The organism is Halotalea alkalilenta DSM 17697 (genome assembly GCF_000621205.1).
GTDB classification, from domain to species: domain Bacteria; phylum Pseudomonadota; class Gammaproteobacteria; order Pseudomonadales; family Halomonadaceae; genus Halotalea; species Halotalea alkalilenta.
This window is the reverse complement of the sequence record NZ_JHYY01000013.1, coordinates 23,003-48,124: the sequence shown is the minus strand read 5'-3', so window position 1 is coordinate 48,124 and position 25,122 is coordinate 23,003. Positions and strand designations below refer to the sequence as shown.

Genomic DNA, 25,122 nt, shown 5'->3' with positions numbered 1-25,122 from the left:
AATGCGCGGATGTTCGTACGATGCGCGGGTCGGGGGCTAAACTTCGAGAAGCGAGCGATCCAAGCAAAGTGCGATGACATGCAAAGGAGTTGAGCAGTGAGTGATTCATGCCCCGGTTCCGTCTCCAGCGGTGCGGCTGCGCTGCCGGTGCTCGACCTGCGCGAGCTGGAGATTCCCGAGCGCCGCGCCGCCTTTCTCGCCGAGCTGGGGCGCGCGGCCCGCGAGATCGGCTTTTTCTATCTTATCGGGCATGGCGTGCCGGCGGAGAAATTCGTCCGCATCGAGGAGGTATCGAGGCGCTTCTTCGCCTTGCCCGACGAGGAGAAGCTTGCGATCGGCATGGCCAATTCGCCGCATTTTCGCGGCTATACCGCCACCGGCCATGAACTGACCCGCAACCGCCCCGACCGTCGTGAACAGATCGACATCGGCGTAGAACTGCCGGCGCTCGAACTGGGGCCCGGTGATCCGGTCTGGAAGCGACTGCAAGGGCCCAACCAATGGCCTGCCGGGCTGCCGGCGCTGCGCGAGGTGGCGCTCGACTGGTCGGCGACCCTGCGTCAGGTAGCGATCCGCCTGCTGCGCGCCTTCGCCCAGGCGCTGGAACAGCCCGCTGATGCGCTCGATGGGCTGATCGACAAGACCCCCGCCCAGCTGCTCAAGCTGATTCGCTATCCTGGTTCGAGCGATCCGGCGCTGCGCCAGGGCGTGGGGGCGCACAAGGACGCCGGTATCCTCACCCTGCTGCATCAGGATCACCATGGTGGGCTCCAGGTCGAACGGCCCGAAGGATGGATCGATGTGCCGCCGATCGAGGGCGCTTTCGTGATCAACATCGGTGAGATCCTCGAGCTCGCCACCAACGGCTATCTGCGCGCGACCATGCACCGGGTGGTCACCCCGCCTGAGGGCGTGGTGCGCTACTCGATCGGCTATTTCCTCTCGCCTTCGCTCGAGGGCAGCGTCCCGCTGCTGCCGCTGCCCGAGCATCTGGCCAAGCTGGCGCTGGGGCCGGAGAGCGACCCGGAGAACCCGCTGTTCCGCGAGATCGGCCCCAACGCGATCAAGGGGCGCCTGCGCTCCCATCGCGACGTCGCCGAGCGTCACTACCCCGAGCAGTATGCCGCGCTCGATCGTTTCGACCGACGCTGACGGAGCGCCCTGACCCCATCGTCGCGATCAATGCGCGGGAGCATGATTCGACCGGTTGAAATGCGACGGGGCCCTCAAGGGGCCCCGTCGCGATCGGATCCTGCTCAGTGCTTGGGCTGACCGCCCCAGTCCTGCTGCGAGGCGTCCGTGCGGCCTTCGGCCGGCGCGCGCTGCGGCGCGATGGACGACTGGCCGTCGACTTCGCTGGCTTGGCCTTCGATATCGGCGCGCATCAGGGCGTCGGCATCGACGGTCTCCGGGTTGTCGAGCACGTAGCGCAGTCGCTCGAGGTCGAGCTGGCCGGTCCAGCGTGCGATCACCAGGGTGCCGATGCCGTTGCCGGTCAGGTTGGTCAGCGCGCGCCCTTCGGACATGAAACGGTCGATACCGACGATCAGCGCGATCCCCGCCAGCGGGATGACGTCATCGAACGCTGCCAGCGACGCGGCCAGGGTCACCAACCCGGCACCGGAGACGCCCGCGGCACCGTTGGAGGAGATCAGCATGAACACCAGTATCCCGATCTGGGTCCAGATGGGCACGTCGATACCGAATGCCTGGGCGATGAAGATCGCCCCCATGGTCATGTAGATCGCAGTACCGTCGAGGTTGAACGAGTAGCCGGTCGGGATGGTCAGGCCGACCACCGACTTCGGCGCGCCCGCGGCCTCGAGCTTGGCGAGCATGCGCGGCAGCACGGTCTCGGAGGAGGAGGTGCCGAGCACGATAAGCAGCTCGTCTTTGATGTAGCGGATGTACTTGAACAGGCTGAAGCCGCTCCACCAGCAGATCGGCCCCAGGATCAGGAACAAGAACACCAGGCAAGTGATGTAGAAGCTGAGCATGAAGTGCGCCAGCGAGCCGAGGATCTGCCCGCCGTATTCGCCGATGGTGAATGCCATCCCGCCCATCGCGCCGAGCGGAGCGAACCACATCACGATCTTGATCACCCCGAACATCACCTTGGCGACCACGTCGAGTGCTGCGACCACCGGCTTGCCGCGCTCGCCGAGCATGGTGATCGCGCAGGCGACCAGGATGGCGAGCACCAGTACCTGGATCAGCTGGCCTTCGACGAAGGCGCTGAAGAACGAGGTCGGCACCAGTCCGAGCAAGAAGCCCGTGAGCCCGCCGCCAGCGGCTCCGCCAGCGGCGGCGATGGTGCTCTGCGCGGCCGAGTCGTCGAAGGTCGCGATGTCGAGGCCGAGCGAGACGCCCGGTGTCAGCAGGTTGATGGTGATCAGGCCGATACCGAGCGCGAATACCGTGGTGATGTTGAAGTAGATCACCGTTCGCATCGCCAGGCCGCCGGCCTTGGCGAGGTTGCCAAGCCCCGCGATGCCCACTGCGACGGTGGCGAAGATGGTCGGGGCGATCACCATCTTGACCAGTTTGATGAACAGATCCGCCAGCCACTTCATCTGCGAACCTACTTCGGGCAGGAAGAAGCCGATGAGGATGCCGATGGCGATGCCGACTAGTACCCAGAAATAGAGGTGGTGCCAGAGTGGTCGCCGACGAGGCGGCGCGGCGGCTAGGGTCGATGAACTCATGAGCGTACTCCGGGAGTTAGCCACGTAGGGATTGTTATTGGTGGAAGCGGTAAAAAGAGGAAGACATCGCCACGGACCGATCCGGTCACTGCTGCGAGGGGCGATTATCCGATTCAGTGGGCGAACTCTATGGAGCGTGCTCCTAAGTCCATAGCCGACTTTGGTCGAGACAAAACGAAAAGCAGGCGATGGTACCGGTTTCATAGCCGTTTTCGACGTTTACATAAGTTTAATAAAGACTGAGTAAAGCTTTGTCTCAAGCAGAGGGGGCGGCGGAGAGCCGTGGGGGCTTAAGATGATATGTTGTATCTTTATCGGCTCGATTCTTTCTGCCTCCACGCGGGGCTGCTGACACCCTCTTCGCCGCGACCCGGATAGTTCATCAGGCAGCGCTCGCGCTGCCCGGTGCCCACACACGCTCGAAGATCGTCCAAGGCGGCACCAGGCTCGCTGCAGATTAATGACAAACCTTTTTTGACCCAGCGACGCTCTCGATCCTGGCGAGTCGAGGACCGTTTGGGTCCTAACGCACCTCTTGCTCGCTTAGATGCGAGGGGCGGACCCCTCGCGCTCCCCCTGAAAGGGGACGCGCCGCCACGAGATCGCGAAACCCTGGCCGATCAATCGCTTGCCCTCGGGTCGGCGCGCATGGACGTCCCTGTCCGGGCGCGCCTTTTGCGACATCCATGTCGCAAACCCCGGGGCAATCGATTGCCGGCCAGCGCGCTCTCGGAGGCGGCTGGAAACCATCGTGGCATCTTCAAATACTTTGTCAGCAGTCTGGGGCAGCGCTCGCGCTGCCCGGTGCCCACCCACGCTCGAAGATCGTCCAAGGCGGCACCAGGCTCGCTGCTGATTTTCCCACAGTGCGTTTTCCCCACTGTGGGAAAAGCATCCGGAGATGGTCAGGGAAGAAAGAGGTAATCCTTTTAAATCATAACCTTGAATGTTGGCACGGGATTTGGACATGAATCGGTCGGTATCGTTTTAACCAGCCCGATCCAGGAGTCGCCCCCCGCATGTCCTCGCATTGCTCTACTCATCGCGCCAGCCAGTGGCGCATCGCACTGGCGCTGTCGCTACTCATCTTTGCGCTCTCTTATGCGCTTCCCGGCTGGGCGGCGCAGACGCTTAGCATTGGATTCCAGAAAGGCAGCGGTGTGCTCTCGGTGGTCAAGGCCCGGGGAACGCTCGAGAAACGCTTGGCCGACCAAGGTGTGCAAGTGCGTTGGCACGAGTTCCCGGCTGGGCCACAGCTGCTCGAGGCGCTCAACGCAGGCAGCATCGACTTCGGCTACACCGGGGCGCCGCCGCCGGTATTCGCCCAGGCGGCGGGTATCGAGATGCGCTACGTCGGCGCGATTCCCGCCGCGCGCGACGGTGAAGCGATCCTGGTCCCCGAGGATTCACCGATCCGTTCGGTGGCCGATCTGGAAGGCAAGCGGGTCGCGGTGCAGCGAGGCTCCAGCGCCAATTACCTGCTGGTCGCAGCGCTCGCCCATGCCGGGCTCGACTTCAAGGCGATCCAGCCGGCTTATCTGACCCCGGCCGATGCGCGGGCCGCGTTCACCAACGGCAATGTCGATGCATGGGCGGTATGGGACCCTTACCTGTCGTCCGCCGAGCACGACCTCGACGTACGCGTGCTCGCCGATTACTCAGAGCTGGAGCCGACCTACAGCTTTTACGAGGCATCCAGCGCTTTTACCGAAGAGCATCCAGCGCTGCTGCGCGAGGTGCTCGATGAGCTCGACCAGACAGCCGTATGGGCATCGAGCCATCGCGACGAGGTAGTGTCGATCCTGACCAAGGAGCTTGGCCTGCCGGAGGCGGTGATCGACGCCTGGCAGCGCAAAGTCGACTACTCCCTGGTGCCGATCAGCGACGCGGTGATCGATAACCAGCAGCGGGTCGCCAATGCGTTTTCCGACCTGCGGCTCATCCCCGCCCCGGTGGTGGTCGAGGAGGCTTTCTGGCGCAATGGCGACGACGGTTGAGCAACGCTTTTGGTCAGCCCCGTGATTCTCTATCCTTGGAGGCAACCTATCGAAGAGATGCCCGCTCATGTCATCACCCCTTTACCCTTCCTCGGAAGATGATCCGAGGGTCAATTGGGAGCTCGGCGAGACCGTCGCCGAGCTCCGGCAGCGACGAGAGAAGTGGCGGGCCGACCAGCGTCGCTCGAACGACCACGATGGTCGCGAGCTGCCTTCACCGAAGGTGATCCGCGACGCAGTGGGTTCGTTGACCCAGGCGCTCTTCCCGATGCGCCTCGGTCCCGCCGACCTGCGTGAGGAGAGCGAGGATTTCTTCGTCGGCTATACCCTGGACGTGGCGCTGAACGCGCTGTTCGACCAGGCTCGCCTCGAGCTCGACTATAGCGCCCGGCGTCGCGGGGTGAGCGAGTGCCCGCAGGAGCGCCGTGGCCGGGCGGAGGACATCCTCCAGGGCTTCGCCCGTGCGCTGCCGGATATTCGTGCTCGACTCGACGAAGATATCCTCGCCGCCTACCAGGGCGATCCCGCGGCGCTCAGCGTCGACGAAGTGCTGCTCTGCTATCCCGGCGTCGAGGCGGTCATCCACCATCGTCTGGCGCACTACTTCTACACCTCGGGGCTGCCGATGATCGCGCGGATCATCTCCGAGCACGCGCATTCGGCGACCGGGATAGACATCCACCCCGGTGCCACGATCGGGCGCAGTTTCTTCATCGACCACGGCACCGGCGTGGTGATCGGCGAGACCGCGATCATCGGCGACCGGGTGCGTATCTATCAGGCGGTGACCCTCGGCGCCAAGCGCTTCCCGGCCAATGAGGCGGGGCACCTGGAGAAAGGGCTCGAGCGCCATCCGATCGTCGAGGACGATGTGGTGATCTACGCAGGCGCCACCATCCTTGGGCGAATCACCATCGGTCGCGGCACGGTGATCGGTGGCAACGTCTGGCTGACCCGCAGTGTCCCCCCCGGCAGCAGTGTCACCCAGGCCTGCCTGCAGGACGGCCAGCCGATCCAGCAGATCAAGGAGCTTTGAGCGGATCTCCCCGCTCTAGATAGCGTCGGCACAGCGCTTCGGTCTCGGCGACCCAGCCGGGGCCGAGCGCGGTGACCGGATCGGTGCCGCGCCGCGTGCCGGTCCAGGCGAGCAGCTGCAGCCGGCGTTGCACGATCAAACTCGGCAGCGCGGCGAGGTCGTCAGCCTCCAGCCGGCCGATCCTGGCGTATCCCTCAAGCCAAGCGTCGATCCAGCGGTGTGCCTTCGGGTGGTGCTCATGGAAACTCAGCGCGCTGGCCAAATCATGCAGGAACCAACCGTAGCCGCAGTCGTCGAAATCGATGATTCGCGTGCTCGCGCCATCGATCAACAGATTGGCGAGCCTGGGGTCGGCGTGGATCAGCCCAAAGCGCTGCGGCCCCTCGCCATAGTCGGCGAGTCGTGCGCCGAGGGTGAGAATGCACTGCTCGATCACCTCGCGTCCCGCAGCGGAGAGCCACGGCGCGCGGCGCCAGTCGCCCCACGGTGCATTCGCGCCGACGGTGCCTGCATGATCCCAACGGGGTCGAGTGAAGCCCGAGGGAGGCGTCCAGCCGCGTGACTGGGCATGAAGCCGGGCGTTGAGTTCGCCGAGGCGGATGAACGAAGACGCCAGGTCCTCGTCCGGATGGGGTTCGTCTCCCTCTATCCACTCGAACATCACCACCGGCTGAATCGAGCCGTTGGCGAGTTCGAGCAGCTGCAGCGCCGAGCCGTCCACGCCGTCGAGCGGGCACGGCACTTCGAGGCCGGCCTCGTCGAGCGCGCGCAGCCAGGCAAGCTCGCTTTCGATCGCAGCGGGTGAGTGATAGCCCTGGCGATGCAGGCGCAGCACGTAGCGGCCGCCGCTTCGGGTGTCGATCCGCAGGGTCGCGTTCTCGGAGAGGCAGATCAGCGTCGCCGAGCCGCGAAGTGCGGGCGGGTAGCGCTCGAGTGCCCGCTGGGCGAGGCGTTCGATCTCGCCGACGCGATCGGCACGATGGGCGAAGGAGGGCATGGCGTTCGGTCCGTTGGGCCTTTGCGAAATGAAGCATCGATCGGGTTGCCGGCAGGCCGCCGGCCAGACGCGGCGAGGCTCTGGCTCGGGCGCGCATTCTAGCAGCTGTGCCGCAGCTGTCGCGCCGAGGTCGATCGGTGGCTTCCTCGCCGGAGCGTGATCGGCGAAGATGGGCGCCCGGCGCGTTGCGTCGTGATTCAACCGACAGGGATGCAGGTTAATGGATGCAATGCTCACCTCCCAAACCGTTTCCAAGCCGCCGCGTCGCGCTTTCGACGCGAGGCTCGGACTACTCTGCGCCGGGCTTTTCTGCGCCGTCGGTGCGCTCGGTGGCTGCAGCACCACGGCGAGTGCGGCGGGCGATGCCGTGGCCCGCACCGAGGCGAGCCAGCGTCCGGACGTGAGCGCCGCGCAGGCGGCCGCGCCGAGCGTGGCCGCGGTGCCTGCGGGAGTCTCGCCCGAGGCGCGCGAGGCGATGACCGAGGTCGATGAAGCAGCGGGTTTCAAGCGCTGGATCGGTGAGTTCCGTTCTTACGCGCTCGAGCGAGGGATCGCCCCCGGCGTCTTCGACGCTACCTTCGCCGAGGCGCGCTTCCAGCCCAGGGTGCTCGAGCTCGACCGCTCGCAGCCTGAGTTCACCCGGGCGGTATGGGACTATCTCGACAGCGCGGTATCCGACACCAGGGTGCAGCGCGGGCGGCAGATGCTCACCGAGCACCGCGCTACGCTCGAGGCGGCCGAGGCTCGGTACGGTGTACCGGCCGAGGTGATCGTCGCGATCTGGGGCATGGAGAGCAACTACGGCGCCAATTTCGGCAGCTTCTCCACCATCGATTCGCTCGCGACGCTCGGCTATGAAGGCCGGCGATCGAGCTGGGCGAGGGGCGAGCTGATCAGCGCGCTCAGAATCATCCAGGCCGGCGACATCGATCGCGCCCATATGGTGGGCTCCTGGGCCGGTGCGATGGGGCATACCCAGTTCATGCCCTCGAGCTTTCTCGAGTACGCGGTCGACGGCGACGGTGACGGGCATCGCGACATCTGGGGCAGCATTCCCGACGTGGTTGCGTCTACCGCCAACTATCTGGCACGCAATGGCTGGCGTGCGGGGCAGCCGTGGGGCGCAGAGGTGCGGCTGCCGGCCGGGTTCGACTACGCGGTGGCCGACATGGCCGAGCGTCGCGCGACCGAAGCCTGGCAAGGGCTCGGCGTCACCGCGCTCGAGGGAGAGACACTGCCGGCATTCGACCAGGCCTCGGTGCTGCTACCGGCCGGCGCGCGCGGTCCTGCCTTCCTGGTCGGCCCTAACTTCCGCGCCATCATGCGCTACAACAACTCGACCAGCTACGCGCTGGGCGTAGCGCTGCTGTCGCAGCGTCTCTCTGGCGGTGCGGGAGTCCAGGGCGACTGGCCGCGTGATCTGGTCATGCTCAGCCGCACCCAGGTGCGTGAATTGCAGACCCTGCTCGGTCAGCGTGGCTTCGACGCCGGCACCCCGGACGGGGTGATCGGGCCTGCCACGCGCGGCGCGATGCGCGCCTTCCAGCGCAGCCAGGGCCTGCCGGGCGATGGCTTCCCAACGCTTACGCTGCTTGAGCGACTGCGCGGGCAGTGAGTGTCCGGGCGCCTGGATGGACTCGTACCGAGCAGGGTCTAATGTTTGAATTGGAATAAAAAGAGGCGGGCTGAGTATTTCAGGTTATTAGCCGCCTCGTTCATCATCGTCATTGGCCGCCCGTATCCTGGGTGGGCCACCGGGTGGGTCAGAACGCCCGAGGATGAATCCGCATCCAAGCTCCAGGAGATCCCATGCCGCTCACCGCCGTGGTCAACTACTTCAACGCGCACCTCGATGACTTCAACCGCGCCGCGCGCCTGCGTGGCCGCGCGCGTTTCGACTACGATCCGCAGCGCTGTGCGGTTACCGCGGAACTCGACGGCATCACCCTGCGGCCGGGCCAGATAGCGCTCTACGACAGCGAGCTGAGCGCGCCGGTGGCGTTCGAGTCGCAGCTGTCGATCGAGGACGAGCAGGGGCGCAAGCTCAATGCCAAGGCGCTCTACTACACCGCCTGGGAAGCCGAGGAGGTGATCTTCCTCGACCGATTCCTGCGCGTGCTCCATACGCTCGACCACCTCGCTCGCCACCGGCCCGATGCGGACGGCAACGTAGTCCCGCTGATCCTCGATGTGCACTGGCGCCACGTCCGTGCGGTCGAGGCGTCGCACGGCCAAGTGTTCGAAAGCCTGCTCGCCCAGCTCGGCGTCAAGCCCGCCCAGATCGTCCTGCGGATGCAGGCCGAGGCGCTGCTCGAGGACCCTCACGTGCGCAATGCCGTACAGAGTTTCGAGCAGCGCGGCTATCGCCTGCTGGTCGAAGGACTTCCCATCGATCACCAGCACTGGCCGCTGCTGGAGCAGATGGGAGTCTCCTGGATCGCCGCCGACCCCGACTTCCTCCAGGCCGCGCTGCGCAACCGGCTGCTGCAGGCCAGGCTCGACCAGTGGATCCAGAGCGCCCACGCCGCCGGGCTCAAGGTCTGGCTGCAGTCCTTCGATACCCCGCGTGCGCTTGAGATCGCCTGGAGACTCGGCGCCGATGCGGTGAGCGGTGCACGGCTGAGCGAGGCCGCGCGCGAAGGCTGACTTCCCCTCCGGTCACGTCGTCTTCATCGATGCTTGCTTCCTCGCCGGGACGCTGCGCATTCGTTGTTGAGATACTGAGCCATAAAGTTGAGCATTCGTCCCAATAGCTTTCAAATTGGTTCAAAAAGTTCGGTGTTGGGGTAAAAAACCACTATCGAACGTTCGGTTTTGTAACAGGCCAATCCCCGATCATGCATCGAGCGGACGACGGGCATGAAAACGGAAACGGACGACGCGTTTTTCATGCATTCAGGAGCGTGGGGATTGTCTGTCTGGGGCGCTCCAGTCGAGTAACTTCATAAGTCACCGGGGAAGGGGAGACGATGAAGGATAGCGATTTGGCCGAATTCTGGCGGCGTACCGGATTGGATGAACGTCATTACTATCGCCGGGCCTGGGCCGATGTGATGCCGCCCGCCGCCGTTTCGGATCGAGCACCCTCGCCGAGCGTCGAGTCTTCTGCAAAGACCGATGCGCCCCCAATCCGCGCCGTACCCATGGCCGAGACGCCGTCTCGGCCTGAGGCCGTACCGGTTCGCGGGTCTTTCGCATTCAAAAGAGAAATTCTCGCAGATGCCGAGGACGTTTCGCCGACAGCGGAGGATACGCCGCTGGAGACGCTCCTCGAACGTATAGCCCTGAACCGCTCTCGCTGACGCGGCGCTGTCTGCCCGCGCCAGCCCCGGTCCCTCGCACTCGGGAAGCTCCGCTCTTGACCCATTCCTTGCCGTTCAAGGCGATGGCGACGCTCGTCGTGCTCGCCACGCTACCGGTGCTCGCTATTGGTATCACTGCGCCAATGAGCGTCCACTATCAAGCCGCCTTCGGGATGCTCAGCATTCTGGCCATGCTGATATTCTCTCGCTGGCTGGAGCGGTCGAAAGCGCTGTCGATCTTCCTGCTGCTGCTCTCTGCGCTGGTCTCGAGCCGTTATCTCTACTGGCGGGCCACGGAAACACTCGAGTTCGACGACCTGCTCAGCGCGGTGTGCGGCTATCTGCTCTTCGCCGCTGAGATCTACGCTTGGGTGATCTTGATCTTAAGCTACCTCCAGACCATCTGGCCGCTCGAACGGCGCAGCACTCCGCTGCCTTCGAGCCTCGACGAGTGGCCGACGGTGGACATCTATGTCCCGAGCTACAACGAGAGCCTGGATATGGTGCGCGATACCCTGCTCGCAGCCCAGGGTATCGACTATCCGCCCGAGAAGGTGCGGATCTATCTGCTCGATGACGGGCGCCGGGAGGAGTTCCGGCGCTTCGCCGAGGAGGCGGGCATCAGCTACGTCACTCGGACCGATAACGCGCACGCCAAGGCCGGCAATCTCAACCATGCCCTAGGCTATACCTCCGGTGAGCTGATCACGGTGTTCGACGCCGACCACATACCCACCAGGGGCTTCCTGCAGGCCACGGTGGGTGGTTTTCTCGAAGACCCCAAGCTCGCCTTGGTGCAGACGCCGCACTTTTTCTATTCGCCGGATCCGTTCGAGCGCAATCTCAGCGTCGGTGAGGAGATCCCCCGCGAGGGCGAAATGTTCTATGGCCCGGTGCAAAAGGGCAACGACTTCTGGAATGCGACTTTCTTCTGCGGTTCTTGCGCGGTGATCCGGCGTTCCGCGCTCGAGGAGGTCAAGGGCTTTGCGGTCGAGACCGTCACCGAGGATGCCCATACCGCACTGCGTTTGCAGCGCAATGGCTGGAACACGCGCTACCTGGCGTTGCCGCTGGCGGCGGGGCTCGCCACCGAGCGGCTGTCGCTGCACATCGGCCAGCGCATGCGCTGGGCCCGGGGCATGACCCAGATACTGCGCCTCGACAACCCGCTGCTCGGCCGAGGACTGCAGCCGATGCAGCGGCTTTGCTATCTCAGCGCGATGCTGCACTTCCAGTTCGGGCTGCCGAGGGTCATCTTCCTGCTCGCGCCGCTTGCCTACCTGTTGCTCGGCGCCAACGTGATCGCCTCTTCGGCTGCGATGATCCTGGTGTATGCCTTTCCGCATCTGTTCCACTCGGTCTATCTCAACTCTCGGATCAACGGTCGGGTGCGCTACAGCTTCTGGGCGGAAATCTACGAAACCGTACTCGCCTTCAGCCTGATACGTCCGACCTTGCTCACCTTGATCAGCCCCAAACGCGGCAGCTTCAACGTCACCGACAAGGGGGGCATCCTGCCCGAGGGGCTGTTCGACGCCAAAGCGGTCCTGCCGCACCTGATCAGCATCGTGCTGCTGTTCGTCGGGCTGTCTTGGGGCGTGATACGGCTGGTGTGGAACGACTACTTCGGGGTCGAGCGCGGAGTCATGCTGCTCAACATCTTCTGGGCCGGCTTCAGCCTGATCGCGCTGTTCGCTGCGGTGGCGGTGGCGCGGGAGACTCGCCAGCGTCGCAGTAGCGTGCGGGTGCCGGTGAAGATCCCGGTGGCGTTGATCTATCCCGATGGCGAGCGCAGCGAGGCGATGACCCGCAACCTCTCGATGGGCGGAGCGATGGTCGATCTGCCGTTGGAGCAGCGTCGCGTGGGCCAGCCCGTTCAGATCGAGCTGATCGGCGACGGTTTCCGGCTGCGTCTCGATGTCGAGCAGCGTGGCGCCAACCAGCGCGTGCTGCGCTTTTCCTTCACTTCGATGGGCATCGACCAGCGTCGGCTGCTGGTCAGAACGGTGATGGGGCGCGCCGATGCCTGGCTGTCCGAGCACCAGGTAGCCCCCGACCGGCCGATGCGCTCGCTTTGGGACGTCATCCGCGCGATCTATGGGCTGTTCTCGCGCTCCTGGCAGAATAAGAAGAACTTGGCCAATGGTGAGCGTTTCTCGCGCTGGGGAGGGCGTCTGCTGCTGGTGGTCTTCCTGCTGGCGCTGAGCTTCGTGGTTACCCGTACGGTGTTCGCCCAGCCGCTGCCCTCGCCCGGCTTCGACGCCGAGGGCAATCTGCAGGTGGTTACACCCCAGCAGCAGCCGACCACCGCCGACGCGCAGCAGGTCGAGGCGTTGCGCTTCGACGAACTCTCCGACGGCGGCTTGACGCTGCATGGCAATCAGGCGATCGCCGGGCTCGATTTCCCGATCCGGGCGGACCGCTTGGTGACCACGGCGCAGCTGCGCCTGTCGGTGCGCCATTCGCGCACGCTCTACTCCACCGAAGGTGGGCTCGAGGTGATGCTCAACGGAGTATCCATCGGCCGGCTGCCATTCGCCCGTACCGACGAGCTGTTCTTCACCGCTGAGCTGCCGATGGACCCGACGCTTTTGGCCTCGAACAACGTGCTGACCTTCCGCGTGCTCTCGGAGCATGGCGAGAGTTGCCAAGGGACGTTGGACGACAGCCTCTGGGTCCAGGTGGGGGCGAGCAGCGTGATCGAGACACGCACGCGCCGTCTGCCGCTGGCCTCCGACCTTTCGGTGCTGCCGTTGCCGTTCTTCGATCCGGCGATCCGCACCAGGGTGCTGCTGCCGGTGATGTTCGGCACCGCGCCCAGCGATGACACGCTGCGCAACGCCGCGCTGCTCGGCTCCTACTACGGTGGCCTGACCGAGTTTCGCGGTGTGCGCTTCGCGGTGTTCCGCGACAGTTTTCCCGACGGTGACGCGATCGTCCTGCCCGAGCCCGACGGCCGAGTGGCGGGAATGCAGCTGGCCTCCCCGCAGGGGCCTGAGTTGCGGATGATCGACAACCCTCGCAACCCCACCTACAAGCTGCTGCTGGTGCTCGGGCGCACCGCCGAGGAGCAGCGCATCGCCCTGATGCGGCTGTTCGACCGGCAGCGCCCCTTGCGTGGCGAGCGGCAGTTGATTTCCGCGGATGCTCCGGTCGTGCAGGGCGATGGTATGCCTCACTGGGTCGATACCCAGGCACCGGTGTCGCTGAGTCGGCTCGAAGGGGGAGAGGCGCTGCGGGTGGAGGGCTTCTTCCCGCGGGTGATCAACCTGAGCTTTCGCGCTACGCCCGATATCTTCCTCTGGCCGGGCGACAGGATTCCGCTCAATCTCGACTATCGCTTCCCTGAGGGCGATTGGATCGATGAGCAGCGCTCCACCCTCGATGTCACCCTCAATGGTCAGTACCTGGGCTCGCTGCCGATGCGCCAGCGTGGGCTGATGTCGAAGGTGCGCGAGCTGCTCGGAGATTCACTGCGCCAGGAGCGTGGCGTCATCGAGTTGCCCCCCGCGCTGATCTACGGCATCAACCGCCTGACGCTCTACTTCAACCTGCATCCTCGTAGCTCTCTCGATCCTTGCGAGAGCGGGGTGCCGACCCAGGTGATCAGCCGGGTGCTGCCTTCGTCGAACATCGACATGAGCCAGACCTATACCTTCACCGAACTCCCCAACCTGGCCTTTTTCGTCGGTGCTGGTCTGCCGTTCACCCGCCAGCCTGGGCTCGAGCACAGTGCGGTGATCCTCGATCCGTCTCCCGACGACGACCAGCTCGCCGCTCTGCTCACCCTGATGGGCCGGATTGGCGATGCCACCGGCAACCTGGCCAGCAAAGTCGAGATCGGGCGTGGCGAGCCGGGACTTTCGCGCTTCGCCGATCGCGATTTGATGGTGCTGGCCGACAGCCAGGCGCAGTGGCTGTCGTCACTGCTCTCCGCCGGACCGCTCGAGCTGCGCGACGATCGTTTCGCGTTGCAACCGATCGCCTGGTGGAAGCATGTCGTCTGGCTGTTCGATGGAGATTTCGAGCGGCGCCCGAGCGCTGCCAAGCGCGCGCTCGACGGCGCCGAGCATCAGCGGCTGCTCGCGGCCTTTTCCTCTCCCTACACGCCGGGGCGTTCGGTAGTGCTGTTCGGCGTCCAGCCCGGTGTTTCGCTCAATGCGCTGGTCGATGGTCTACGCCAGCAGAGCGTCGCCAGTGCGATCACCGACGATCTGGCATTGATCGATGGCAACCTCAACGTCGAGGCTTTCCATGTCGCCGACCGCTACACCCAGGGGCATTTGCCCTGGTACATGCTGGTGCGCTGGTACTTCGGCGAACGTCCGCTGTTGCTGATCGTCGCGATCGGTATCGCGCTGCTCGCTTGTACACCACTGATCCATTCGGGCCTGAAAGCGCGCGCTGCCCGTCGTCTGGGGGGCGAAAAGGGGAAATGAAACTTCGCTGGCTATTGCTGTTGCCCACCTTCTTCTCGATGGTCGAGAGCGCATCGGCGCAGGATGCTGTCCCCGCCGGGCCTGCCACGAGTGGATCGGCCACGCTCGATGCGCTGTTCCGGCAGTCGGACTACTGGCGCCAGCGCAATCGCGAGGACCTGGCCCTGGATGCGCTCAATCGGGTGCTCAGGGTCGACCCCGACAATGCCGAGGCGCTGTTCCGGTTCGCCCAGCTGGCGCTTGAATCCGGCGATACCGAGGGCTATCAGCGCTGGCGCGCCCGGCTCGAGGAGGTCGATGACGGCAGGCTGCTCGCACAGCTCGACCAAGAGCGCCGCGGCGCCGATGTATCCACCGATCAGCTCGAGCAAGCGCGTGCGGCGGCTCGCGAAGGTAACGCCGAGGTGGCGCTGGAGCGCTATCGGTCGCTATTCGGTGGCGGTGCCCCGCCCGAGAGGTTCGCGCTCGAGTACTACCAGACCCTGGCTGGCACGCAAGCAGGCTGGGAGGAGGCGCGTACGGCGCTTGAAGACTATCGGCGGCGCCACCCGACGGATCAGAACGCTGAGTTCGCGCTCGGACAGGTACTGACCTACCGCGAGGAGACCCGGCGGGAAGGGATCGCGAGCCTGATGCGGCTGAGCGGCAACGACCGCGAGCGCGCACGGGCGATTCGCCAGGCCTTGCTGTGGCTGGATGCCGATATCGACGACAAGCCGCTGTTCGATGCGTATCTGACCCACAACCTGATGGATACCGATGTACGTGATCACTTCCTGCGCTCGGTCGCCGAGGAGACGCCCGCCGACCCGCTGGCGCAGGAGCGCCAGCGCGGCTTCGCCGCCCTGGAGGCGGGCAGTGGCAATGCGGCCGCAGCGGCTTTCCAGCGAGTGATCGAAGCCCGGCCGAACGACGTCGACGCGCTCGGAGGGCTCGGTATCAGCCAGCTGCGCGCGGGACAGTTCGCGCGCGCCCGCGACAGCCTCGGCAGGGCGATGCAGCTCGATCCATCGAGCGCCGAACGCTGGCGGGCGGCTTTCCGCTCGGCGAGCCTCTATGCCGATCTCGCCGAGGCGCGTCGCCTGGCCGAAAGCGGAGACGCTACCGCGGCGCTGGCCCGAGTGGCGCCGCTCACCCGGGAAAGCGGCGATGGTGGCCGCGCCGCGCGCGCGTTCGAGGCTCAGCTGCTGCTCGATCAGCAAGAGTTCTCGCTCGCCGAGCAGCGCTACCGCGCGATGCTCGCCCAAGCGCCCAACGATGCCGACGCCCGGGTGGGGTTGGTCAACGCGCTGCGCGGCCAATCGCGCTGGCAGGAGGCGGAGCAGCTCGCCGCCCAGCTGCCCGAGCAGCTGCGCCAGCGGCTCGGCGACCCGAACCGGGCCCAGGTCGAGGAGCTGCGTGAGCTGGCGCGGCAGGCGGCCGAGCGCAACGATCTCGATGGCGCCCAGACGGCGCTCGAACAGGCGCTTGCGCTGCTCCCCGACGACCCCTGGACTCGGCTCGAGCTGGCCCGGATCTATGATCGCCAGGGGCATCCCTACCAGGCGAGCTTCACCATGATGCCGCTGATCGGTAGCCAGACCAGCGACGAGCGGCTCTATGCCGCGGCACTTTTCGCCAGCGAGCAGTCGCGCTGGGACGACGCCGAACGGCTGATCGGTCGAATTCCGATCGAGCGTCGAGACCCGGCCGCTGCGCAGCTCGCCGAGCGGATCGCGATCGAGGGCAGGCTCGCGGCGATTCGCGACCAGAGCGATCCTGGGCGGGCCCGACAGTCACTGATGGCGCTCTATCGCCAGCCGCCCGCCGACCCGGCCGAGCTGGGCAGCGTGGCGCTGGCGTTCAGCGATCTCGGCGATGATGGACTGGCGCTCGACCTGGTGCGTGGCAACCTTGGTCGCGGGATCCAGGTGCCGGTGGACCGCTACTACAACCACATCGTGGTGCTCGGGCGCTCGGGGCAGGGGCTTGAGGCCGAGGAGCTGCTGCGCAGCTTCGACCAGCTTCCGGGGCTGAGCGCCGCCGACCGCGACTCGATCGAGGCGCAGCGCAATGCACTGGCGCTCGCCGTGGCCGAGCGGCTGCGCGCCGATGGCGACCTCGCCGGGGCATACGATCAGCTCGCCGCGCGCCTGAGCGTCGCCCCTCAGGACCGCGATCTCCAGCTGGCGCTGGGCGATCTCTATCTCGGTGGCGACAAGGCGCGCGATGCCGAGCTGGTCTATCGCTACGTGCTCGGTCGCACGCCCAGCGACCAGCGCGCGCTCGCCGGGGCGGTCAACGCATCGCTCGCGCTCGGCGAGCCGGAGCGGGCCGAGGCGCTGTTGCTCGACCGCGCACCGCTGGAGTCGCCGGAGCTCGTGATCCTCGCCGCCCGTACCGCCCAGGCCCAAGGGCGCGAAGACGAGGCGATCCGGCTGCTCGAACAGGTTCGCGAACGCACCCTCGCCACGCGCCGGCCGCTGGTGGCCGCCGACCCGCTCGGAGGGGTACTGGGGCTCAACGCCAACCCGTTCCGCTCCGAGTCGGCGCGCAATTCCGCGCCGACGGCCTTCGTCTCGCCTGAGGCACGGCAATTGAGCGAAGTCGATCGCCTGCTCGCCGAGTGGCGAAGAGAGCGTGGGATCGAGATCGAAGCCTCGACGGATTTCCGCCTGCGCAGCGGCGAGCAGGGGCTCAGCGAGCTCACCGGGATCAGCCAGACCACCCGCTTCGGCGTGCCCCTCGCTCGAGGGAGGCTGGAACTCGCCCTGTCGCCGGTCTACATCAGTGCAGGCTCCGCTTCTTCCTCTTCGGCCAGCCGCTTCGGCAGCAACGCCCTGGTCGACGGTATCGACAATCTCAGCACTGCGCTTGGCGGCGTCGATGAGCTGCTCGGTGATATCCAGTCGTCGGCCACCGCGGTGACCAACGCCCTTGCGCTGCTCGAAGCCGCCGAGGCCGAGGAGTATCCCTCGACCACCCAGATCGCCAGCCTGCGCAACAGCTATGAAGCGGCGCTGAGCAGCTACGAAGACGCGATGGACCGCAACGTGCTGTGGGAGGCGGGGATACGCTTCGCTTCGTTGAGCGATGAGCAGCTGGCACTTTTGTCCGACTTCGCCGGGGTCGATCTGGATCCGTCGGCATTCGATATCTCGAGCTGGACGCCGGAGGAGTTCGCGGCCAACCGTGAAGCCCTGGCGAGCAGCATCGAGGCGTTGCAGAGCAGCCTTTCCAGCCGCTTCGCCGCTGCCGCTCGCGGTGCGCGCAGCCCCGCTTCGCTGCATGACAGCGGCGTCGGTCTCGAGCTCGCCTACAAGATCGGTGACTGGCGCTTCGACGCCGGCAGCACGCCGCTCGGCTTCGAGCAGAGCAACCTGGTCGGTGGGGTCCGCTGGCAGCCGCAGATCGCCACCGACACCCGGCTGACCCTCACCGCCGAGCGTCGTGCGGTATCCGACAGCGTGCTCTCCTATGCCGGGGTCAAGGACCCGGTGACCGGCGAGACCTGGGGTGGGGTGACCAAGAGCGGCGGCCAGGCGATGGTCAGCTACGATGACGGCGAGCTGGGCTTCTATGCCGGCGGCGGCGGTTACCACTACAGCGGCGAGAACGTCCAGAGCAACAGCTCGCGCAACCTGTCCGTCGGCGCCTACGTGCGGCCGATCAACGAGGAGCATCGCAAGCTGCAGGTCGGGGTCAACCTGGGGTATCAGGATTTCGACCGCAACAGCAACCATTTCACCTATGGCCACGGCGGTTACTTCAGTCCCCAGGACTACATCAATCTGGCCTTTCCGGTCAGCTTCACCGAGACGCGCGGCAAGTTCAGCTATATCCTCGAAGCGGCGCCGGGGTTGCAGAGCTTCGACCAGGAGGGAGCGGATTACTTCCCCACCGACGCGCGCAGCCAGCGCGCGCTCGAAGCGATGGAGACCGCGGGGCTCGTATCTTCGTCGAGCTACGATGGCGAGTCGACCTCGGGCTTCGGGGTCAACCTCGGTGTGGGGGTCGACTATCGGCTCTCCGAACAGCTGACGCTGGGCGGCAAGCTGGGTTACGACACCTTCGGCGACTACAGCGAAAGCCGGGGCATGCTTTATCTCAACTACCGGCTGGGAGGCGGGGATGGCGCAAAGTGAAGCAGCGTTGGCCGAGACGATCAGTCGCTACCATGCCGATCGGCGTCGGCAGGGCGGCTGGCTCGAGCTCGTCGCGCTGCTCGGTGACGAGCTCTGCGCCTCGGTCGGCGAGGATGACGCCGAGGCGTTCTTTCGCCATGTCGGGAGCTGCCTGGCGGATCGCCAGGCGCTGCCGGCCCAGGGCACCCTGGGCGAGCTCGAGGCGGCGCTGAATCGCTCGCTGGCCGAGCACGACTGGGGCTTCTGCCGGTTGATCGCGAAGAGCGATGCGATCCTGATCCAGCATTACGAACTGCCGTCGCCGCGCTCTCCGGCGCCCAGCTGGGCGAGACTATCGACCGCGCTGTTGGCGGGACTTTTCGAAACTTGGATCAACGGACAAGGTGGCAGCGCTAGAGTGACCGCACTGGCTGAAATAGAGGCCGGTGGGCGAGCGTTCAATTATGGCTAGTTGCCTGCGACGGTTGCTAAGACCGTTCTCGCTGCTGCTGGGCCTGCTGTTCGTGGCCGGCAGCACCCAGGCTGATATGGACGACCCTGGCTGGCGCGATTTTCTCGCACGCTTCGTGGTCGATGGCCGGGTGATCGATACCGCCAACCGGTCGATCAGCCATACCGAGGGGCAGGGGTGGAGCATGCTGCTCGCCGTGTACCACGGTGATCGCCAGGCCTTCGACCAGCTCTGGCGCTGGACCGAGGACCATCTGGCACGGGGTGACGTAGCGCTTTACTCATGGCGTTTCGACCCGACGACGACGCCTTCGGTGAGCGATCCCAACAATGCGAGCGACGGCGATCTGATGATCGCCTGGGCGCTCGACCGCGCGGCCCAGCGCTGGGGCGTGAAGGCCTATGCGGTGCGCAGCGCCGAAGTCCGCTCCGCGATCGGCGCGAACCTGGTTCGCGAGGTTGCCGGCAGCAAGGTCCTGCTACCGGCGATGGATGGATTCGAGCACCCCGATGGCCTGGTGATCAATCTCTCCTATTGGGTGATCCCCGCTTTCAAGCGTTTCGCCGAGCTCGAACCCCAGGGGCCCTGGCTTGCTCTGGTGGAGAGCGGGGGGAATCTGCTTGCGCGCGCGCAGTTCGGCGCCCAGAAGCTTCCCGCCGACTGGCTGCGTCTCGATCCTCGCGGTGGGTTGAGCCCGGCTGAAGGCTGGCCGCCTCGCTTCGGCTTCGAGAACATCCGCGTGCCGCTCTATTTCAGCTGGGGCAACCAGCGCGGCATCGGTACGCTCGAGAACATCGCGGTGTTCTGGAATCGTCAGGCGCTGCCACCTGCTTGGATCGACGTGACCAGCGGCGAGACCGCCCCCTACCCCCTTTCCGAGGGAGGGAGGGCGATCAAAGCATTGCTGATCGGTGATCCCGACGGCGTGCCGCAGGTCGCGGGACAGGACGAAAACTACTATTCGGCCATTCTGCTCCAACTGGTGCGGGTCGCGCTGCACGATCTCGGCGTAAGCTGAGCCGCGCTGCTCGAGTTCCCGTCAGGCCGGCTGAACGAGCCTGGCGGAGCGGCTCAGAGCCTAGCCAAGGCCACCTCGGTGGCCTTGACGAAGGCCAGCACCGGGCTGCCGACGGCGAGCTCGAGCTCGCGTACCGATCGGGTGGTGATCACCGAGGTGACGATGCCGTGAGGGGTTTCGACATCGATCTCGCTGAGCACGTCGCCTTCATGGATGTGCTTGATCCGGCCGCGGAACTGATTGCGCGGGTTGAGTGCGGGTTCGGATGACATATGACGACTCCTTGAATGGTTGGGAAAAACGGGCTCAGATCGCGATCGAGGCCGGTTCGATGCTGGTGATCGAGGCGCCGGCGTCGGCGCCGTCGCGTTCTTCGCCGGTCAGCCGCTCGAGCAGCGCCGCCTCGTAGGCGACCAGACGCGGGTCGGTGGGCGAGCGCGGCCGAGGCAGCTCGATGTTGAGGTCAAGATCGATCCGGCCATGGTCGAGCAGGATCACTCGATCGGCCAGGGTCACCGCTTCCGAGACGTCGTGAGTGACCAGCACCAGGGTGAAACCATGCTGGCGCCACAGCCGCTCGATCAGCCGGTGCATGCTCGAACGTGTCAGCGCATCCAGCGCGCCCAGCGGTTCGTCGAGCAACAGCAGCTGCGGGCTGTGGGCCAGTGCGCGAGCCAGCGCGACGCGCGAGCGCTGGCCGCCGGAAAGCTGGGAGGGCCAGTCCTGCTCGCGCTCGCCGAGGCCGACCTCGGCCAGCGCTGCCCTGGCGAGCTGGCGATCGACGCCGAGGGCCGCATTGTCGAGCACCCGCTTCCACGGCAGCAGCCTGGGCTCCTGGAACATCAGCCGGATCTCCCGGATCCGCTGGGAGAGCGGGGCGCCGCGCCAGGAGAGCGTGCCGCCATTGGCCTGGTCGAGTCCGGCGAGCAGCCGCAGCAGGGTCGACTTGCCGCAGCCGCTGCGCCCGATGATCGCCACTACCTCGCCTTCCCGGATATCCAGGTCGAGATTCGACAGCACCGGGGTATCGCCGAAGCTGCGCTCGACGCCTTGAAGCCTCAGCGCGACCGGTGCGGGCGCCTCGGCGGGCGCCGGTTCGGGCCGGCGCAGATAGGAAACGGAGGGGCTCATCGTTCACTCCTCGCCCGTGCGGGCGTCAGTCGAATCGGTGGACGGATGTCAGCGGTTGCGCTTGGACTGGAAGGCCGGGTGCCAGCGCAGCCACCAATGCTCCAGGCTCTTGGCGAGCAAGTCGGCGAGCTTGCCGAGCAGCGCATAGAGCAGGATCGACAGCAGTACCACGTCGGTCTGGAGGAACTCACGAGCGTCCATGGCCAGATAGCCGAGTCCATCGGTGGCGCTGATCGTCTCGGCGACGATCAGGGTCAGCCACATCAGCCCCAGGGCGAAGCGAACCCCGACCAGAATCGATGGCAAGGCGCCGGGAAGTATCACCTGCCAGAACAGGCTTGGTCCGCGCAGGCCGTAGCTCCTGGCCATCTCGATCAGCTGCGGGTCGACGTTCCTGATCCCGTGGTAGGTGTTGAGGTAGACCGGGAACAGGGTGCCGAGGGCGACGAGGAATATCTTCGCCGTCTCGCCGATCCCGAACCACAGGATCACCAGCGGGATCAGCGCCAGGTGGGGGACGTTCCTGATCATCTGCAGGCTGGTGTCGAGCAGCTGCGAGGCGGTGCGCGAGAGCCCGGTGAGAAAGCCAAGCGCAAGCCCCAGCCCGCCGCCGATCGCGAAGCCGACCAGCGCTCTCTGGGTGCTGGCCCACAGGTGGTGGGGCAGCGAGCCGTCGACGGTGAGCCGCCAGCCGGCCTCGATCACCGCCGAGGGCGCCGGCAGCACCCGCGCCGAGAGCCAGCCGCGGTCGGCGGCGAGTTCCCACGCGGCGAGCAGCAGCAGCGGCAGCAGCCAGGGAACGATCAGCTCGAAGGCGGCACTCAGCGAGCGGGACTGTTGGGAAGGTGGCGAAGCCATCGGTCTTTTCTCCTGTATGAGCGAATCCTGCTTCATAACGCCAGCCGCGACGTCCAGGCGGCGGGGAGAACGCTGCTTGGGGGGCCCGCGAGCTGGACCAGGAAGTGCTCCAGCGCCTCCTCGAGGCGGGCCGCGAGCGGCGGTTCGAAGCGATAGCCGATGACCTTGCCGCTTTCGTCCTTGCGCGAGGGCAGCTCGGCACTCGCGGTGTAGACGCTGGCGCCGAGCAGGGTCGCCTTGAGATTGCGCAGGATCGGTGCCAGCGCGTGTTCCGCCGCCTGTACGCTGGCCGCGGAGCCGCCGCTTGCGAGCACCAGCGCGGGGCGTCCGCGCAGGTGGCGCTCGGGGATCACCTCGAGCAGCGACTTGGTCAGTGCGGTGATCGAGCCGGTATAGACCGGGGTGGCGATGATCACTCCCCGGGCGCGGTCGATCTTGGCCAGGTACTCGCGAATCGCGGGATCGGAAGTGTCGACCCCGAGCAGCGAAGCGGCGCTGAACTGTTCCAGGCGGGCATGATCGCAGTCGATCCCGAGCGCCTCGAGGCGCTCGGCCAGATGCTCGGCGAGCGCGGAGGAGCGCGATGGGGCGGATGGGCTGCCGTGGATCACGACGACGTGCATGTGCTGCTCCTAGGAAACGGTGTCGCGGTTCAACGACGGAAGATCTGGTCGAACACCCCGTTGTCGCCGAAGTGCTGGCTCTGGGCCTGGCTCCATCCGCCGAAGACGTCGTCGATGGTCACCAGGTCGAGCTCGGGGAAGCGGGCCAAGTCCTCGGCCGGTACGCCTTGCGGATTGCGCGGGCGGTAGTAGTGGGCAGCAGCGATGCGCTGTCCCTCGGGGGAGTAGAGGTGCTCGAGATAGGCGCGGGCGGCGCGTTCGGCTGCTTCACCCTTGCGCGAGACGTTGCCTTCGACCAGCGCCACCGGCGGCTCGGTGAGGATGCTCAGGCTTGGCGCGACGATCTCGTACTCTCCTTCGCCGAGCTCCTCGGTGGCGAGGAAGGCTTCGTTCTCCCACGCCAGCAGCACGTCGCCCTGGCCGCGTTGGATGAACGTGTTGGTCGCGCCGCGGGCGCCGCTGTCGAGTATCGCGACGTTGGCGTAGAGCTTGGAGACGTAGTCGCGGGCATGCTCCTGAGCGGCGGCGACTTCTTGTTCGAAGGCCGGGTCGTCGAGCTTGGACAGATCGCCGAGCTGCTGCTTGAGCGCCCAGGCCCAGGCGGCGAGGTAGTTCCAGCGGGCGCCGCCCGAGGTCTTGGGATTGGGGGTGATCACCGAGACGTCGTCTCTGATCAGATCGTCCCAGTCATGGATGTTCTTCGGGTTTCCCTTGCGCACCAGGAACACGATGGTCGAGGTATAGGGCGTGGAGTTGTCGGGCAGCGCCTGCTGCCAATCCTCGGCCACTCCGCCGTTGCGCTGGGCGACCGCATCGATGTCGTAGGCCAGCGCCAGGGTGACTACATCGGCGGGGGCGCCTTCGATCACACTGCGCGCCTGGCTGCCGGAGCCGCCGTGGCTGGTTTGCACGGTGACGTCGTCGCCGCTTTGGGTGCGGTACCACTCGCGGAAGGCGGCATTGTAGTCCTGGTAGAGTTCCCGGGTGGGATCATAAGAGACGTTGAGCAGGGTGATGCTCTCGGCCCGCGCGCCTTGGGGCAGGATGAGTGCGGCGGCCAGGGCGAGTGGAATGACCAGCGATGGACGAAACGACATTTGTGGCTCCCTGAGGACAAAGCGATGCGGCGCTTCGAAGGCCGCGCAGTGGGAGCAGGTTAGGGGCTTCTTTAATAACCACTAAATACAGAGTTTTGGTTTTGTTATTCTCGTTTTGAATATGCCGATGTCCTCGTCATGCCAACGCCATGTCGGTGACACAAAACTGACATATGGCGTTGATAGGGTAGCACCACGTCGGAGGCATCCCCTCCGTCCACACTTGCCGGTTCTTCCTAGTGTCAGCTCTCCCTTGGAGATCACGAATGCTCAAGCGCACCTCTTTGCTGTTCGCCGCCACGCTGGCCCTCGGCGTTTCCGTTCAGGCCCAGGCGCAGTCCTCGACGATCACCGGTGCTGGCGCGACCTTCCCTTACCCGGTCTACTCGCAGTGGGCGGATGACTACCAGGATGAAAGCGGTGTCGGCCTCAACTACCAGGCGATCGGCTCCGGCGGCGGGATTCGCCAGATCACCGCGGGCACCGTGACCTTCGGCGCCTCCGACGCACCGCTCTCCGCCGAGCAGCAGGAGCGCGATGGGCTGGTGCAGTTCCCGATGATCATGGGCGGCGTGGTGCCGGTGATCAATGTGGATATCCCCGCCGGCGAGCTCAAGCTCGATGGTGAGACGCTCGCGGCGATCTATCTTGGTGAGATCGATCGCTGGAACGACGAACGCATCGCCGCGCTCAATCCGGATATCGAGCTGCCCGATACCCGGATCACCCCGGTCTATCGCTCCGATGGCTCGGGCACCAACTTCCTCTTCACCCACTACCTGAGCCAGGTCAGTGAAGCGTTCTCCAATACCGTCGGCGAGGGCAACTCGGTGGCATGGCCGAGCGGGGTCGGCGCTCAGGCCAACGGCGGGGTCGCCGCCCAGGTGGGCAACGTCAGGGGGGCGATCGGCTACGTCGAATACGCCTATGCCAAGCAAAACGATCTCAACGCCGTGCAGCTCGAGAACAGCGATGGCCAGTACGTAGCACCGAGCGCGGAGAGCTTCGCCGCCGCCGCCGCCAACGCCGATTGGGCGAATGCACCGGGTTTCGCACTGGTGCTGACCAACCAGCCTGGCGAGCAGAGCTGGCCGATCACCGGGGTTTCGTACATCCTGATGCACAAGCAGGCGAGCAACGCGGCCGCTTCTCGTAGTGCGCTCGAGTTCTTCGACTGGGCCTACGCCAATGGCGAAGCGGCGGCCAACGCACTCGACTACGTCAGCATGCCCGACAATGTGGTCGAACTGGTCAAGGCCAACATCTGGTCACAGATCCAGGCCGACGGCCAGCCGGTCTGGACCGGCGCAGAGTAAACAGGCCGTGCCGCCGGGACGCGCAGGC

18 protein-coding genes are annotated in these 25,122 nt (G+C 65.8%); 11 read left to right on the top strand and 7 right to left on the bottom strand.

Annotated features, from left to right (window positions below; genetic code table 11):
- Positions 1 to 96 precede the first annotated feature (96 nt).
- Positions 97 to 1,152 (top strand): isopenicillin N synthase family dioxygenase, encoded by a 1,056-nt coding sequence (locus Q376_RS0100215; RefSeq protein ID WP_155834059.1) that lies wholly within the window; start codon positions 97 to 99, stop codon positions 1,150 to 1,152.
- A gap of 104 nt (positions 1,153 to 1,256) precedes the next feature.
- Here Q376_RS0100215 and dctA read toward each other — a convergent pair whose 3' ends face one another.
- The gene (gene dctA / locus Q376_RS20845; RefSeq protein WP_043445463.1) at positions 1,257 to 2,705 is read right to left on the bottom strand and encodes a C4-dicarboxylate transporter DctA; all 1,449 of its coding nucleotides are present in this window, start codon (positions 2,703 to 2,705) and stop codon (positions 1,257 to 1,259) included.
- Positions 2,706 to 3,724: 1,019 nt separating this feature from the next.
- Between dctA and Q376_RS0100200 the strand changes: the two genes are divergently transcribed.
- Complete coding sequence (locus Q376_RS0100200) at positions 3,725 to 4,702, top strand: sulfonate ABC transporter substrate-binding protein (RefSeq protein WP_081803313.1); 978 nt, start codon at positions 3,725 to 3,727, stop codon at positions 4,700 to 4,702.
- Positions 4,703 to 4,769: 67 nt separating this feature from the next.
- Positions 4,770 to 5,738, top strand: coding sequence for a serine O-acetyltransferase EpsC (epsC, locus tag Q376_RS0100195; protein WP_027348582.1), 969 nt, complete (start codon positions 4,770 to 4,772; stop codon positions 5,736 to 5,738).
- Here the strand turns inward: epsC and Q376_RS0100190 are convergent.
- Complete coding sequence (locus Q376_RS0100190) at positions 5,725 to 6,735, bottom strand: phosphotransferase enzyme family protein (protein WP_027348581.1); 1,011 nt, start codon at positions 6,733 to 6,735, stop codon at positions 5,725 to 5,727. The genes epsC and Q376_RS0100190 overlap by 14 nt on opposite strands.
- A gap of 229 nt (positions 6,736 to 6,964) precedes the next feature.
- Between Q376_RS0100190 and Q376_RS0100185 the strand changes: the two genes are divergently transcribed.
- From Q376_RS0100185 to Q376_RS0100160, 7 genes are all read left to right on the top strand, one after another.
- A complete protein-coding gene (locus Q376_RS0100185; protein WP_052364822.1) occupies positions 6,965 to 8,350 on the top strand; it encodes a lytic murein transglycosylase in 1,386 nt (461 codons plus the stop codon).
- Positions 8,351 to 8,544: 194 nt separating this feature from the next.
- Complete coding sequence (locus Q376_RS0100180) at positions 8,545 to 9,381, top strand: EAL domain-containing protein (protein ID WP_027348579.1); 837 nt, start codon at positions 8,545 to 8,547, stop codon at positions 9,379 to 9,381.
- A 323-nt stretch (positions 9,382 to 9,704) separates the two neighbouring features.
- Positions 9,705 to 10,037, top strand: a complete 333-nt coding sequence (locus tag Q376_RS24605) for a hypothetical protein (protein ID WP_155834057.1) — start codon at positions 9,705 to 9,707, stop codon at positions 10,035 to 10,037.
- Positions 10,038 to 10,093: 56 nt separating this feature from the next.
- Positions 10,094 to 14,476, top strand: coding sequence for a UDP-forming cellulose synthase catalytic subunit (gene bcsA, locus Q376_RS0100175; RefSeq protein WP_052364796.1), 4,383 nt, complete (start codon positions 10,094 to 10,096; stop codon positions 14,474 to 14,476).
- The gene (locus Q376_RS0100170; RefSeq protein ID WP_027348577.1) at positions 14,473 to 18,600 is read left to right on the top strand and encodes a cellulose biosynthesis protein BcsC; all 4,128 of its coding nucleotides are present in this window, start codon (positions 14,473 to 14,475) and stop codon (positions 18,598 to 18,600) included. The genes bcsA and Q376_RS0100170 overlap by 4 nt, the downstream gene beginning before the upstream one ends.
- Positions 18,587 to 19,051, top strand: a complete 465-nt coding sequence (gene bcsD, locus Q376_RS20835) for a cellulose biosynthesis protein BcsD (protein WP_052364795.1) — start codon at positions 18,587 to 18,589, stop codon at positions 19,049 to 19,051. Before Q376_RS0100170 ends, bcsD begins: the two co-directional genes overlap by 14 nt.
- Positions 19,044 to 20,069: a family 8 glycosyl hydrolase gene (locus tag Q376_RS0100160; protein ID WP_027348576.1), complete on the top strand. Its 1,026-nt coding sequence runs from the start codon at positions 19,044 to 19,046 to the stop codon at positions 20,067 to 20,069. Before bcsD ends, Q376_RS0100160 begins: the two co-directional genes overlap by 8 nt.
- Positions 20,070 to 20,122: 53 nt before the next feature.
- On the opposite strand, the gene Q376_RS0100155 is transcribed toward Q376_RS0100160, so the two are convergent.
- From Q376_RS0100155 to Q376_RS0100135, 5 genes are read right to left on the bottom strand one after another with little or no spacing between them, the layout of a single operon-like run.
- Positions 20,123 to 20,341, bottom strand: a complete 219-nt coding sequence (locus Q376_RS0100155; RefSeq protein ID WP_027348575.1) for a TOBE domain-containing protein — start codon at positions 20,339 to 20,341, stop codon at positions 20,123 to 20,125.
- A 34-nt stretch (positions 20,342 to 20,375) separates the two neighbouring features.
- Complete coding sequence (locus tag Q376_RS20830; protein WP_052364793.1) at positions 20,376 to 21,200, bottom strand: ABC transporter ATP-binding protein; 825 nt, start codon at positions 21,198 to 21,200, stop codon at positions 20,376 to 20,378.
- Positions 21,201 to 21,248: 48 nt separating this feature from the next.
- Positions 21,249 to 22,058 carry an aliphatic sulfonate ABC transporter permease SsuC gene (ssuC, locus tag Q376_RS0100145; protein WP_052364792.1) on the bottom strand — a complete coding sequence of 270 codons (810 nt, stop codon included), beginning with the start codon at positions 22,056 to 22,058 and terminating at the stop codon, positions 21,249 to 21,251.
- A gap of 32 nt (positions 22,059 to 22,090) precedes the next feature.
- Positions 22,091 to 22,681: an NAD(P)H-dependent oxidoreductase gene (locus Q376_RS0100140; RefSeq protein WP_027348573.1), complete on the bottom strand. Its 591-nt coding sequence runs from the start codon at positions 22,679 to 22,681 to the stop codon at positions 22,091 to 22,093.
- A 29-nt stretch (positions 22,682 to 22,710) separates the two neighbouring features.
- Entirely contained in the window at positions 22,711 to 23,778 is a 1,068-nt protein-coding gene (locus tag Q376_RS0100135) for a sulfate ABC transporter substrate-binding protein (RefSeq protein WP_052364791.1), read from the bottom strand.
- A gap of 266 nt (positions 23,779 to 24,044) precedes the next feature.
- Between Q376_RS0100135 and pstS the strand changes: the two genes are divergently transcribed.
- On the top strand, positions 24,045 to 25,094 hold the full coding sequence (gene pstS, locus Q376_RS0100130; RefSeq protein ID WP_027348571.1) for a phosphate ABC transporter substrate-binding protein PstS: 1,050 nt from the start codon (positions 24,045 to 24,047) through the stop codon (positions 25,092 to 25,094).
- Positions 25,095 to 25,122 lie beyond the last annotated feature (28 nt).